The sequence below is a fragment of the Chloroflexus sp. MS-CIW-1 genome (assembly GCF_030444705.1).
Classification (GTDB): domain Bacteria; phylum Chloroflexota; class Chloroflexia; order Chloroflexales; family Chloroflexaceae; genus Chloroflexus.
The window spans coordinates 1,023,712-1,037,414 of the sequence record NZ_JAUBWR010000002.1; the positions used below are offsets into that span (position 1 = coordinate 1,023,712).

Below are 13,703 nucleotides of genomic sequence, written 5' to 3' on the forward strand. Positions count from 1 at the left end.
CTTTATCCCTTGTTACGCCGTCTCAACGTGACCACGATGCCCATAATCAACAGTGCTGCCAGGGCAAAAAAAGCAAGCCATTGCCCATTTCCATTGCTTGCCATGGTCGGTGTAGGCGTTTCGGTTCTAGTCGGTGGTGTCGGAGCAAGCGCAGTTGGCGACGGCAGTGGACTGAGACTAAGGGTAATGGATGACCCTGTTGGTGCTCCTGCGGTCGGTGAAGAAGGGCGAGCGATTGGCATGGGTGTCGTTGGTTGTGTCGTAGCGATAGTTGGGCCTTCCATGGCCGTAGGGTTCATAGTTGCAGTAGCCTGGCGTCCAACTGTAGGAATGGCTGTTGGAACAGTGGTAGCAGTGGGCACAGTTGTGGGGAGTATTGTTGTCTGACCACACACATCACTCAGTTCGAGATCTGGTGGTACCGCACCACTACTAGCATCACCCGGCCCCCAGGCCCAGCCGTGGAGATCGCCATCGTTCACCACAACGTTGCTGGCGCCCAAATTGGAATAACGCCATGTACCGGCCTCGCGGCGGTAAAAGGCCCAGTAAACCGCTCGCCCCTGCTGATCGCGAGCACAGAAGCAACTGGTCGCCGGATAGTCGCAACCGTCGCGACCAATTTTACACACTGCGGCGCCGATACTGCTCTGCTGACTGATCACCGGTAACCCGCTCCGTTCGAGCAGATCAAGTCCACTGATCGTCGATTCGTTAAAGGTAACGCATGCCGTCACTACTTCACCATTACCGAAACGCACCACGACCCCAGCACGGTTGACCGGTGACTGGGCATTGACCGCGCTCGACAGGAGGGTCATAACCAGCAAGATCAGCATCGTGCGCCACAGTTTCATCGTCCTACCCTTGTCTCACCGGCTCACGGCGCAGCCACAGACCAACGACCAGCAGGGCCATCCCTGTGAGGGCAACCAGAGCCAGGATCGGCACAGTTTCGCCACCGGTTGTTGGCAGATTGATGGCCGAAGCGATCAATGTTTGTGCTGCCGGGATGGTGACGGTCCGTACCGGCAACGTTCTGCCAGCGACTGCCGGAATTGCCTGATAGGTTGCCAATGCGTTATCGTCGGGCATTGCGTTTTGATAGCGGAAGGCACCACTTTGATTCTGGAATGCGATCAAGGCCTTCAGCGGTGTTGCTTCACCCTGTCGCCATGGATTTGCGTTTGGGTCTTCACCGAGGGCCAGGATTGCCTGGATCACTGCTGCGGTGGAGTTGGCATCACTGGCGTTGCCGAATGCAGATGTTTGCGAGTAGGGAAACCCGCCATCGGGATTCTGTTGACCACGGAGATAGTTACGGGCGGCGGTTAACGCATCGCCTGCACGAGCATAGCCACTCAAAGCCATCACCGCCAGACTGGTCGTATTGGTATCGCTACCGGTTGCTGCGGCGCCATCAAAACTCCATCCACCGTCGCGAAGCTGTAACCCGATAAGACGTTCGATAGCAGGCGCTGGCGGTTGGACGCCCATCGCCTTGATGGCCAGGAGGGCCAGGGCATGGCCGTACACATCGGCGCCGTACTGACCGGTGGCCGGGTCGTAAGTTGTACCAAGCTGGCGGGCCAGATTAACCCCACCAAAATTGAGCGGATCGCGTCCGGCAGCGACGACGGCCAGGATCACCTTGGCTGTTGCGCCAGCCGATGAGGTTCCGTAGCTAGCGGCCTGTCCGGCCAGATAGTTGAGCGCGCTGGCTGGTGGTTGTTCACCACCGGCCACGAGCGCCACAATAGCATCAGCAGTATCACCAGGCCCAAAACCGGCAAAACTTCCATCGGCCTGTTGCTGGCCGAGAATCCACTTCAATCCGGCAGCAACCATGTCGCTTTGTGCAGCCACTGGTTGCGATACGATTATACTCAACATCATCGTAAGGATAAGGACAATTGTTCGACGCATGAGACGCTCCTCTCGTTTCCGTCAGCGAACACCGAACAGACAACAAAAATCCCTCCACCAGCGGTGGAGGGGTGAACTGATGAAGCAAAAAGAAGGTATTGCCTCACCCCCTTTCCAGCGCGGGCGTGACAGCAGACGAGTAGGGACGGGCATTCTGGCTCGTCGCCAATGGCGACATACAGTAGCGTGGACTGCGCCGGCCTTGCACCGGACTTCCCCCAATTAAGCCCTTCGCTTCCTCCGGGCTCCCTACCGGTGGGGTACAACCCCACGTTGCTTATATTCAATCAGGCTGATGGTAGCACAACCCTTGTCAATCGTCAACGTAATTGTGCCAACACATCGGCTAACACCGCAATCGCGTGTTCGTATTCGTGCAGCACAATATGTTCGTCAGGCGTATGATCAAGCCGTGAATCGCCCGGCCCGTAAGCAACGATTGGGCACTGCCACACCGGGCCTACGACATTCATATCTGCTGTACCGGTCTTGTGGAGAAACGCCGGTTGACCGCCGTGTTGACGAATCGCCCGCACAAATGCACTTGCCAGCGGTGTCGTGCGTGGACTCTGGAAGGCCGGGCAGGCGCCTTCAAAAGAGAGATGGGCAGCACCGGCTAAGGTCTGGAGCGTCTCGGCCAGGGTTGATGGTTCAACGCCGGGTGGCAGACGAAAGCCAATGGTTGCTTCGACCCATTCGTTGATGCCATCGCTATCGCTATGAACACGCCGGAGCGAAGGGATGAGTTGCTCAAACAGCCGGCTTCGTCCGGCGTTGAGATGCTGACAGTACTGTTCAACTGCTCGCCAGAAGTCAACCATCTGTTCGGGGGCAGCACGTTGTTCACCAGCACTATGGGCAACCGGTTGCTGATAACGATAGTGGACGAGCAGCCGTCCCTTATAACCGAGCGTAATCCGATCCCAGCCGCTCGGTTCTCCGATCACGCAAAAATCAGGGCGGTAGCGATCACGGGCAGCGTGAGCGCCACGTGAGCTGGCGGCTTCCTCTTCGGTGGCCCCGATAATAACTAGTCGGCAACCTAACGTGCCAGCCTGCTCGGCACGGCGGGCTGCCCAGACAAAGGTCGCCAACGGGCCTTTGGCATCAACAGCACCGCGCCCATAGAGTTTGCCGTCTTCGATACGTACCGGTATCTCGCCGGGCACAGTATCGATGTGGCCGAGCAACACAACTAATGGCCCATCCGTGCCCACCTGACCAACCGCACTGCCCGACTCATCAACGAACGCTTCCCAGCCGAACGCAGCCATTTGCGCCACCATCACCTGTACTGCCGCTGCCTCCTGTCCAGAGAGCGATGGCGTGCGAAGCAGACGAATAAGAAACTCAACCGCGTCGTTCATAAGCATGTCGCACCAGAAGTTGCGACCGCAGGGTCGCAGTGCAATGCGCATCTCCTTTCTTGACGGGTGCAAACGGTAAGACTCTTGCCTGGCCCTCTTTCCTCTTCCTCCATCCCACTGCCGGGCAGGGAGAGACGTTGCAAAGACTCAGGTTTTGAGCTATTTCATGTAAACATCCGCAACCGTATGGTATCATAAGATGCGTATTCACCGGAATCGCTATCGTAAGATCACTTGGAGCAAGTATGACCGCATCACTAACCTTTAACGCCGACCTGCATAGCCTCAAACAGATTCGGCGTTCGATCATTGATGCGGCGAGTTACACTGGTGCGCGTCGTGATTGTATTGATGATATTGTCTACGCAGCCAACGAACTGATCACCAACACCATTATCTATGGTTATGGTGGGCAAGTTGGCCCAATATGGATCGAAGTTTGGAATGAAGGTGATACGCTTTTGGTATCGATCCGTGATGCAGCACCGGCATTTAATCCGCTCAGTGTTCCTTTACCACGTCATCTGATCGCGCATGGACAGCAACGAGCGGGTGGTTTGGGGCTGTTCTTGTCGCGGAGTTTGCTGGATGATCTACAATATCGCACACTACCACACGGCGGTAACGAACTGATCTTGATCAAGCGGCATGCATTTTAGTGTTGACAAACTATGATTATCGAGAGTGTCATTAGCCAGAAAGAGTTTACCCGGCACGCCCTCAGTCGCTATTTTCGTCGTCCTATTTTCTATGTCTTTGCATTTGTAGCGGCAGTACTGACAGCGTTCGTCATTTATGATCCCTCTGTGCCTCAGGTACCCGCGTTATTAGGTGGTTGGCTGCCTTTTCTGGTCTACAGTATTGTGGGCTGGATCATGATTTATCGCCAGAGCCGAAAGCGAGATCTTCCGGTTTACCAGCCAATCCGTTACGAATTGGGGCGTGATACGTTAATCGTCAAAGCCCAAAGTGGGCGAAGTGAGATTCCGTGGTCACAAGTGCGCGGCTGGCGCAAGCTGTTTGGTGTCTATGAGCTACAGCTCATCAACGGCCAGGTGTTGTTGATTTCGGGGCGAGCAATTGGCCCCCGCCAGGTAGGAGCTTTTGAGCGCATCCTGCGGAATCGGATTGATCCGAAGCCTGAGCCGGGTATTTTTGATGAACCAGCAACGTAATACCGATCCTGTTTGCGAAAACCGTGTATCAGGTTCTTGAACTGATGTTCTCCGTAGAGGGATAGCAGCGATACGACAATTGTATCGGAGATCAATCATTGCATAGTTTAGCAGCGCACCGTGAACAGTTAAACGCTTCACAAGGAGCGTGGATTCGCGAAACGCTCGCTCAGTTCCAAGTCTCGAAAACGGTTTTGTGATGAGTGATTGGTATAAGACCTTGCCGGCAGAGGGCGAACCTCTTATAGCGACTCGGCAACCAGATATTGTTCACTATTTTCAAGACTATTACGATGCCATTTGGTAAGGAGCTGCGATAATAAAAGATGCCGGAAAGCAGGCCGACAATCAAATGTTGGCAAGGATAAGGCAACACCTCCTTGCGAACGAACAAAGCGCTGCCTAAATCGCGCTTTGCGCTGACAGACTACCCTTTGTTCAGCCTACGGCTTAGTGCAAATCGTTAGGCGGCAAATTGTGAGGTCAAGTAATGAAACCGAAGCTAACACTTGAAATTCTTAAGGTAGAAGCGCAGACGTTTGCCGGTATCGAGTCAGCACACCGCGAGCCGTCATTGTATGGTGTTACAGATGGGAAGGCTGTTGGCACATACTTCGAGCACAAGTTTCGGTCTTACCTCCGCGAAAAGTACGACTTTGAGGAAGGAAGCTCTGCAAGTGGGATCGACTTTTCCGAACTTGAAGTTGACATGAAGGTAACAAGCATAAGGCAACCGCAATCATCGTGTCCTTTTAAATCTGCTCGGCAGAAAATCTACGGCTTGGGCTATTCTTTGCTTGTGTTCGTATACGAAAAAACAGATGACCCCCAAACAGCTACGGGAAATCTAAACGTTCTGCACACGATCTTTGTCAGTAAAGAGCGGACGGCAGACTTTCAAACGACCACAGGTCTTCGCCGAATCCTTGAGAATGAGGGGAACAAGGATGACATTATGGCTTTCATCGAGGAGCGCAGACTGCCAGTAGACGAGATCGAGTCATCAGCGATAGCTGACGAAATCCTTTCTGATCCTCCTAAGGTAGGCTATCTTACCATCTCGAATGCCCTTCAATGGAGACTTCAATATGGTCGAGTCATCGAGAAGGCTGGCCTCGTTACGGGTGTTGAAAGGCTGAGATAGCGATGCGTAATCAAACACAGCGCAAAGTCGAATTCGGGGATTTTCAAACACCCATCAGCCTGGCCAGGGAAATTTGTTCCCTTATCGCTCGGACTGGATTTCGCCCTGCTTCGATTCTTGAGCCGACTTGCGGAACGGGTTCATTTCTCAAAGCATCGTTAGAAACATTTCCAAACGTGTCACGTGTTCTTGGCTTTGAGATCAACCCGCAATACGTAGCACAGGCAAAGCAGGCTGTTGCACACGCATTCCCTCATGCGTCCACTGAAGTTTATCAAGCTGATTTCTTCTTCACGAATTGGTCTGAGATCGTTGAATCGTTGCCTAAACCCATCCTTGTCATAGGCAATCCACCTTGGGTCACAAATACAGCGTTAAGCATGCTGGGCAGTAGCAATGTTCCGACGAAGTCAAACCTCGACAATCTCCGCGGTATTGATGCGCTCACCGGTAAAAGCAATTTCGACATTTCGGAATGGATGATTAGAAAGAACATCGAATGGCTCAATGGTAAAAACGGCATGCTTGCGATGCTTTGCAAAACGACAGTAGCACGTAAAGTTCTTTTATACGCCTGGCAAAATGGCCTACGAATTGAGTCAGCATCACTGTATCTCCTCGACGCGCAGAAATACTTTGGGGCGTCGGTTGACGCCTGCCTTTTGTTCGTTCGGAGCGAGCCAAACGGCAATAGCAAGGAATGCCGGGTTTTTTATTCTATTCATGCACACCACCCTGATAGCACGTTTGGTTTGCAGGATGGAATGCTTGTGGCTGATGTCAAATCATACCAGAAATGGAAAGACCTTAGAGGGAACGGTTTCCGGGGTTGGCGGTCAGGGATAAAGCACGATTGTAGCAAGGTCTTTGAACTGAACGTTGAGTCTGGTAAGTTTGTTAACGGGCTGGGAGAATTCGTGGAGCTTGAACCTGACGTGCTCTTTCCGTTGCTCAAAAGCTCCGATCTTGCAGCGCACAGGAAGCCGCGTCGTTGGATGATTGTTCCACAACGGACGATGAGCGACGATCCAAGCCATCTTAGGTCTGACGCCCCCAAGACGTGGCATTATCTTACTGAGCACGCTCATCTTCTAGACAAACGAAAGAGTTCCATCTACAAGAACCGCCCGCCCTTCTCGGTCTTTGGGGTTGGACCCTATACATTTGCTCCCTGGAAGGTTGCTATCTCAGGTTTATACAAGAAGCTCGAATTTGTCCAAGTACCACCGTTTCGGGGACGCCCAGTGGTTCTGGACGATACCTGTTATTTTTTCTCCTGTGCGTCTGAAGAAGAGTGCGATTTCCTGTACGAGCTGGTGATGTCCGACCCTGCCAGAGCGTTTTGGTCAGCCTTCATTTTCTGGGACGCAAAGCGGCCAATTACGGCCCAACTTCTTAACTTGCTTGATCTGATAGCTCTTGCGCGAGTGTTGGGGAAAGAGGGCAAGATTGCGCAAACGCTGGCGGAACGGCAGTTGGTAGCGTACACGGAAGAAGCTTACCAGAGGCTCCTTTTTAGGGAAGAAGCTGCTGAATAGTAAGCCGGTTGCAAACGAATTGGATCTACCAGCCGCTCAACAAGCACTTGCCTTGATGCCACCTCTGCACTTCGGTGGCACAGATGAAAACAGACGTTAACCTGCCTGTTACCTCGTTACAGACGAAAGGTGTTGTCAACGATGATCCAGACAGATCACCGGTAACGGTTCATCATTGGGCAAAAGACGGTGATACTACTGTTACTACGCTTGACGGCTACGAACGGGTGTTGGGCGAAGTGGTTAAACCGGTCGATGTACAATCACGTCTGAGAATACTTGACCTTAGTACTAGTACAGCTAATCTGACTGAACGTTTTATCATAAAGGCTGTAAAGTATTAGGGATAGATTTCGCGGCTAGTATACTGGCAAACGTGCGTACAGGCGCCACAAGCTACATTGGTATGAGTTATATGGATGAACACCTTCCCCCGCTGCCAAACAATCCGAATCGGCCACATTCGCTTTCACCAACCGACCTGGCTCAGTATCTGCGCCTCGATCAGTGTCGGCGCTACTTGCGTCTACGCCTCCACGAACGACGGAAAGAGCTAACCTGGCTGCCAAAATACCGCATATCGTTGCAACCGCTCCCGCCGATGTTGACCATCGCCGGTCGGCAGTTTGAACAGTCTATTGAAGATCAGGTACGGCAACACTTTCCCAATGCCGTTCACTGCGCACAGCGTCAGCGCGCAGGCGATCCGCAGTTTACGACCTCCGATCACAATCATATTGTGCTTCAACACATCCGGCAGCTCGCACCTGGTACGAAGCAAGTTCTCTTTCAACCGCGGTTGGCCGCTCATCTTGATGGCTGGGCGGTCAGTGGTGATATTGATCTGTTGTTGTTGGCACGTACTGATGACGGCAGGCTGGAACTCCTGATCGTTGATACCAAAAGTTCGGCAACGGCGAAGATCGAGCATCGTCTGCAACTGGCCTGCTATCAGCGGCTCGTCGAGCAGATTTGCCAGGATGCAAATGTAGCATTGCAAACCGTTCGGCTCGGTATTCTGTACCGTGGTGAAGGTGAACTTGCAGCAACGAACCAGACGCTAGCCGAACGACGACGGATTGAAGCTGAGCAACGGCAGGCGCTGGAATGGCTGGGGGTAACTACCGGTTATCTGGAAATCATTACCGATCCAACCCCCTATCTGGCCGAGATCGAGACGTTACTGGCTGGCCCATCGGCAATCTTATCCACCATCGCAACCGCACCATTTGCCGAATTACCTTTCCACTTGACAGCTAAATGTGATGGGTGTCTATACAATGAGATTTGTATGCGATGGGCGGCTCTGTACGACGATCTCTCGCTCATACCGACCCTGACCGAGGCTGAGAAGTCGGCGCTTCACACACATCAGATCAAGCAGACCAAACAGCTTGCGTTGCTGAAAGAGGTCACAGACAATGGTGAACTAGTAACCCCATCTGAACACCGCAAAAAGGTTAGCGAGCTGCTCCATCATCCGGTGCTGGCGCCGCGGCTCGATGAACTGATCCAGCGCGCACGTGCGTTTCGTCGCTGGCGGGGTGACGATCTCCGTACCCCCAAACGGTTGGCATACCGTGGGTATGGAACGATGCCTGCCATCGGCCCTGATCTTCACCCCAATCTGATTGCTATCTATCTTGATACGCTCTATGACCATACCAGAGGAATGCTGGTTATGCTTGGTGCGCTGGTCACCGGCTACCAGAACGGGCAACTGGTCAATGAGCGGCAGCGGTTTGTCGTGCAACTGCTCGCTAAACCACCGCAGACGCTGGCCGATGAAGCGAAGTTACTGGAAAACTGGATGAACGAATTGTTGCGGGCAGTGGCTAAAGTGGCAACACCTGATGCGGATGGGAAGTTTCAGGCTCCTCTTCACTTGATCGTCCCCGATTCATTTTGTTTGCAAACACTTCTTGACGGACTGGCCCGTCATCCGCAGATCATGGGTACCACACCGCTCTACGATCTGGCTGCGCAGAGCGCCGGTTTTGAGGCGCCGGTGGTAACCGTGGTGGTGAATGAGCGACGCCGTTTTTACAACGATCCACTGGCCTACGATTCGCTCGTGCGATTGGCCCAGATGGAGGGTTTCGATTGGGGAGAGTATCGGCGACGTTTCTACCGACGGGTTTTTGACGATCTGAGTAACGATAAAGAGGTTGGATGGTATACGCGCCGGATTCGTTTCAACAATCAGATACCGCTCGAATATGTTTACGCCGCCTGGAATGCGCTACCGCCACCACCTGATCGTGGTGATGATGAATTGATTGACTACCGGGCAGTGACGTCTGAACATCTGAAAGGTTTTGTAGAAAAGCGCTTAGAAGCCTGCCAATTACTGGCGTTGCAATTGCCGGCTAATCCGCGTACAACTAAACCGACCTTTGATCTGAGCAGTATTACGACATATTCCCGTCGTTCGCACACGCTGGCCGATGCGTTGGCCGAGTTTTTGCTGATCGAACGCTATGTTGCACTGGTGACCTGGGGACAACAGCACCTGCCTCCGCCTGAGCAGCGGGTATTGGCTGGGGTAAGCCTGATCGTGCGTTATGAACCGGAAGATCAAGACCCAACCTTGATCGAAGTTCTGGCTGAAAATGAACGACGACGGGCGTTGAAGGCCGAACTGAGCGGGAATCGCAAGCGTGTGCGGTTGACCGAAGAGCAAAAACAGGCGGTTGAGCCATTGCCGCTGCCGGATGTGCCGTTGCGGTTACGTATTGATCTGAATGGCGTCGAGTGTGATCTGGATACAGCCTTACGGCTGACCAGCTTATCACCCGGTGATAAAGTTATCTTATCCCCGCGCTGGAGCGTCGATGAGCGTTTACCACCTGATCAACAGCAACCTTTCACGACGACGGCCCGCCAACTGCTGTATCAGTCGCGAGCAACGCTGGTAGCTATCGACGCCGCTACTGGCTTCATTCTGCTCAAGCCCCATTTGCAGTATAGCACTGGTGATCGGCGCTTTACGTTTCCATCTTCCTGGCATTGGCCGCAGGCTGGTGTGTTGTACACCATCGAAGCCGATCCAAACGACATATACGCTCAACGTTGTATGGAGGTGGTTGATGAGCTGCGTCAGGGAGCACGTAATGCACTTTACGACCGGCTTGCTGCACCGTCAAGCGTGACCTGCTCGATCTCAAAACCGGTCATCGAAGGTCAGCAACACTTTGCCGAGGGATTACGGGCACTGGCCGACGCCGGTGAACTCCACTCGTTTGATGAGCATCAGATGAGCTATATCGCCGGTTACGGCGATGCCCCAACCTTGCTCGTGCAAGGGCCGCCTGGCACCGGCAAGAGCTATGTATCGGCGTTTGCGCTGTTGGCTCGCATGCAAGGTCTGCTCAAGGCCGGGCAGCCGTGTCGGGTATTGCTGAGCTGCAAGACGCATGCGGCAACCGATGTGTTGTTGCGTAAGATTGCTGACGTTCAGCGAACTTTGGCTGAGCAGCGGCAACGGCAACCGGATTTATTCGCAAAATACTTCGACGCTCGCCTGCTCGACGTTCCTCTCTTTCGAGTGCGTCCTAAAGCCGATAGTGATCTCCCTGCAATCGTTCGTACTATAAATGACGTAAGTGAAATCAATAAAGGCACGGCTTGTTTTGTTGCTGCCACGCCGTTTGCCGTCAGTTCACTCCTCAAACAGAACCAACGCTACCACACCGCTACCTTTGCCGATTTGCTGGTGCTCGATGAAGCATCACAGATGAATCTGGCCGAAGCCTGTATGGCTGCTATTGCCCTGCATCAACATGGACGCCTGATCGTCGTCGGTGATCATCGTCAGATGCCGCCGATTGTGCAACATGAATGGCAGAACGAGCGTCGGCGCACATTTCAGGCGTATCGGGTCTATGCTTCCCTTTTCGAGACGCTGTTGCATCTTGATCCGACACCGCCAGTAGTAAGGTTGGCGGAAAGTTTCCGGCTTCATCGCGATCTGGCCGACTTTCTGCGCCGTGCAATTTACGAGCAAGACGGTATTCATTACTTCTCACGGCGGGTTACGCATCTTGATCCGGTCAAGATTGACGACCCATTCATCGCCGCAGCGCTTGATCCCCGCTATCCGCTGGTCGTCATCGTTCACGAGGAGGCGCAGAGTCAGGACATTAATCCGTTTGAAATCAGTCTGATCCGACCGATCATCGAAGCGTTGGTGATGCAGCTTAATCTAAATCCCGGCAGTGGGGTTGGGGTTGTCGTCCCGCACCGTGCCCAGCGCCTGGCATTGCGTGACCAACTTCCCTCGTTGATGAAAGAGCTACTCATCGAACATGAGGGTGCGACTGTCGATACAGTAGAGCGCTTTCAGGGTGATGAGCGCGATGTGATCATTGTTTCGGCAACTGAGAGCGATCCTAACTACCTGCGCACGACCAGCGGTTTTCTGCTCGATCCACGGCGCCTGAACGTCGCGCTAAGTCGGGCTCGTCACAAACTGATCTTGATCGCCGCGCGCACCGTCTTTCAACTCTTCGCTACTGATGAAGAGGTCTTCCAGCACGCACAACTCTGGAAACGGCTGCTCCGTGACACCTGCCGCACCAGGTTGTGGAGTGGTGAACGCAATGGCATCGCCGTGGAAGTGTGGGGGAATACGAAGCAGCGAGCGTAAGGTTAGGCAAATCATCGCAACCGATCAGACGTCTGCACCGTGCTGGCAGTCACCTGTGCAATGATGGATTGCCGTTGTCTCGCGTTTGAATGGCAAAGTCACCACAATCCGCGTTCCCTGACCAACTAGGGATTCAAGACGAAAATCGGCGCCAATAGCGTAGGCGCGCTGCGCCATACTAAGCAAACCAATACCGCCACCGCGTAGCGAAGCACCGCCACGGCCATTATCAGCAATAGTAAGGACGAGCTGATCGGTATCATACACCAGACTCATCGTTACCTGCGAGGCCTGCGCGTGACGGTGACAGTTTGCCAGCGCTTCTTGCACGATGCGGTATAAGGCAACCAATTGATTGGTGTCTGGTATCGGCAAGTCTGGTGAAGCAGTGAAGTCCAGGTGCGTCTTCGTGACAGCCGACCAACGCTTACCTAACTCGGAGAGGATAGTTGGGAAATCGGCTTCGCCCAGTTGAGGGGGATACAGATCGCGCACAATGTGAGCCAGCTCTTGTTCGATGGCGTTGAGAGCAGTTTGCGTGCGCGTAAGATACTCCTGGGCCGTTTGGTGATCGCCTTGTACTAACGCCGCCCGCACTGCTTCGAGGTAGAACTGAATACCCAGCAGTGCTGAGCGACCACCATCATGCAGATCACGAGCAATTCTGGCCCGCTCTGCTTCGCTGGCGGCCAGGGCTAGTGATACTCCCGACTTAAACGAGTATTCATACATCAGCGGTGAACGAACCGCCTGGTTCGGCTGCTGATCAGCCGGATGATGGTAACGCCAGTGTTGTACCAACGCCAGTGCCGCCAGATCGGCATATTCGTAGATTATTCCCAGCAGGTGGTTCTGGTTAACCGATGCGTCAGGATTATACGACAGTTGTACAACGGCGATATTCTGTCCTTCCCATTGCAAAGGAATACTCAACGTGAGCCAGCAATCACCGCCATGGCAGTAGTGGAACCGCGCTTCGCTATCGTGGTCACAATCAACAAGTTGGGGAAGAAAATCGTGCAGTGTCTGCCAGGACAGGCGTTCTTCATCGAGCGCATCAGACGACAGATCATCGGTATGGGAGGGATACTGAGCGATCAACGTAACCTTTTGCTGTTGATCGAGCAGGTACAACGAACCGCGATCAGCGCCCAGCAGCTCACAGCCGAGCTGTACCACGTTTTGGGGCAAGGCTGCATCACCGAGGTGAGTCAGGAACCGGCGGGCAATACTCAACGGAGAGTGTTGCGGTGCAGTAGCACGGTTCGTCGCTATCTGCTGCTCTTCTTGTACATTCGCCCGGACTTCCATAGTGCCGCTCCGTTCGATTATTGAAAAAATCAGTTTTTGTACCCACTGCGAATCATCGTGAGATGTTTTGAGTAGTATTCAATAATTAGCTATCATACAAACGAGCTATCGATACTATAAATACTTCCGCATCTTCAGCGTCAATCTGCAATATGTGTGAAATCACACGCATATAATACGAAAGCGCAAATGCCATCTCCCATCACCCTGGTCCTCAAGGGTGGCGGATGCCCCAATCAGAGTTAAGTGGTTTTCTACTCACCCTGTTGGATTCTAGCTGAAGATTATTACGATCTGGAATTTTTCTTATTCATCATGGTACCTGCTTATTGGTAACGTGTCAACGTTGTGAACAAAAGAATTTATCAGGTGATGCGTTATCGGCGGTTCTAAGCGATTGAACGAGTGCGCTGCCCAGGTTCGCCTCGCTGTGCAGATGACGAATGAAATGCGCCACCGAACCTCCCCCCTTCCTCGCCCCGTGTGGGAGCGGAAGGCGGGCCAGGGGGAGGGTGAGGGCGCCTGGGGCGAAAGTGAAGGGCCTAGGGCGAAAGTGAAGGGCCTGGAGCGAAAGTGAAGGGCCTGGGGCGAAAG

The 13,703-nt window shown here is 53.4% G+C and carries 10 protein-coding genes and 1 riboswitch; of the genes, 6 read left to right on the top strand and 4 right to left on the bottom strand.

Annotated elements, in window-relative coordinates:
* Nucleotides 1-2: 2 nt before the first annotated feature.
* The 3 genes from QTO31_RS17100 to QTO31_RS17110 all read right to left on the bottom strand — a co-directional run bounded on the left by QTO31_RS17100 (nt 3) and on the right by QTO31_RS17110 (nt 3,293).
* Complete coding sequence (locus QTO31_RS17100; protein ID WP_301430276.1) at nt 3-857, bottom strand: hypothetical protein; 855 nt, start codon at nt 855-857, stop codon at nt 3-5.
* A 4-nt stretch (nt 858-861) separates the two neighbouring features.
* A complete protein-coding gene (locus QTO31_RS17105) occupies nt 862-1,926 on the bottom strand; it encodes a prenyltransferase/squalene oxidase repeat-containing protein (protein ID WP_301430278.1) in 1,065 nt (354 codons plus the stop codon).
* A gap of 125 nt (nt 1,927-2,051) precedes the next feature.
* Nucleotides 2,052-2,193, bottom strand: a riboswitch (cobalamin riboswitch).
* 53 nt (nt 2,194-2,246) lie between these two features.
* Nucleotides 2,247-3,293, bottom strand: a complete 1,047-nt coding sequence (locus tag QTO31_RS17110) for a [LysW]-lysine hydrolase (protein WP_301430280.1) — start codon at nt 3,291-3,293, stop codon at nt 2,247-2,249.
* Between the two features lie 245 nt (nt 3,294-3,538).
* On the opposite strand from QTO31_RS17110, the gene QTO31_RS17115 reads away from it, so the two are divergent.
* From QTO31_RS17115 to QTO31_RS17140, 6 genes are all read left to right on the top strand, one after another.
* Nucleotides 3,539-3,952: an ATP-binding protein gene (locus QTO31_RS17115; RefSeq protein WP_031460389.1), complete on the top strand. Its 414-nt coding sequence runs from the start codon at nt 3,539-3,541 to the stop codon at nt 3,950-3,952.
* Nucleotides 3,953-3,964: 12 nt separating this feature from the next.
* Entirely contained in the window at nt 3,965-4,468 is a 504-nt protein-coding gene (locus QTO31_RS17120; protein ID WP_031460390.1) for a YcxB family protein, read from the top strand.
* Between the two features lie 490 nt (nt 4,469-4,958).
* Nucleotides 4,959-5,612 carry a hypothetical protein gene (locus QTO31_RS17125; protein WP_031460395.1) on the top strand — a complete coding sequence of 218 codons (654 nt, stop codon included), beginning with the start codon at nt 4,959-4,961 and terminating at the stop codon, nt 5,610-5,612.
* Between the two features lie 2 nt (nt 5,613-5,614).
* Nucleotides 5,615-7,150: an SAM-dependent DNA methyltransferase gene (locus QTO31_RS17130; RefSeq protein WP_301430282.1), complete on the top strand. Its 1,536-nt coding sequence runs from the start codon at nt 5,615-5,617 to the stop codon at nt 7,148-7,150.
* 83 nt (nt 7,151-7,233) lie between these two features.
* Entirely contained in the window at nt 7,234-7,494 is a 261-nt protein-coding gene (locus tag QTO31_RS17135; RefSeq protein WP_031460397.1) for a hypothetical protein, read from the top strand.
* 71 nt (nt 7,495-7,565) lie between these two features.
* Nucleotides 7,566-11,798: a bifunctional RecB family nuclease/DEAD/DEAH box helicase gene (locus QTO31_RS17140; RefSeq protein WP_301430283.1), complete on the top strand. Its 4,233-nt coding sequence runs from the start codon at nt 7,566-7,568 to the stop codon at nt 11,796-11,798.
* 24 nt (nt 11,799-11,822) lie between these two features.
* On the opposite strand, the gene QTO31_RS17145 is transcribed toward QTO31_RS17140, so the two are convergent.
* A complete protein-coding gene (locus tag QTO31_RS17145) occupies nt 11,823-13,109 on the bottom strand; it encodes a sensor histidine kinase (protein ID WP_301430285.1) in 1,287 nt (428 codons plus the stop codon).
* Between the last annotated feature and the right edge of the window lie 594 nt (nt 13,110-13,703).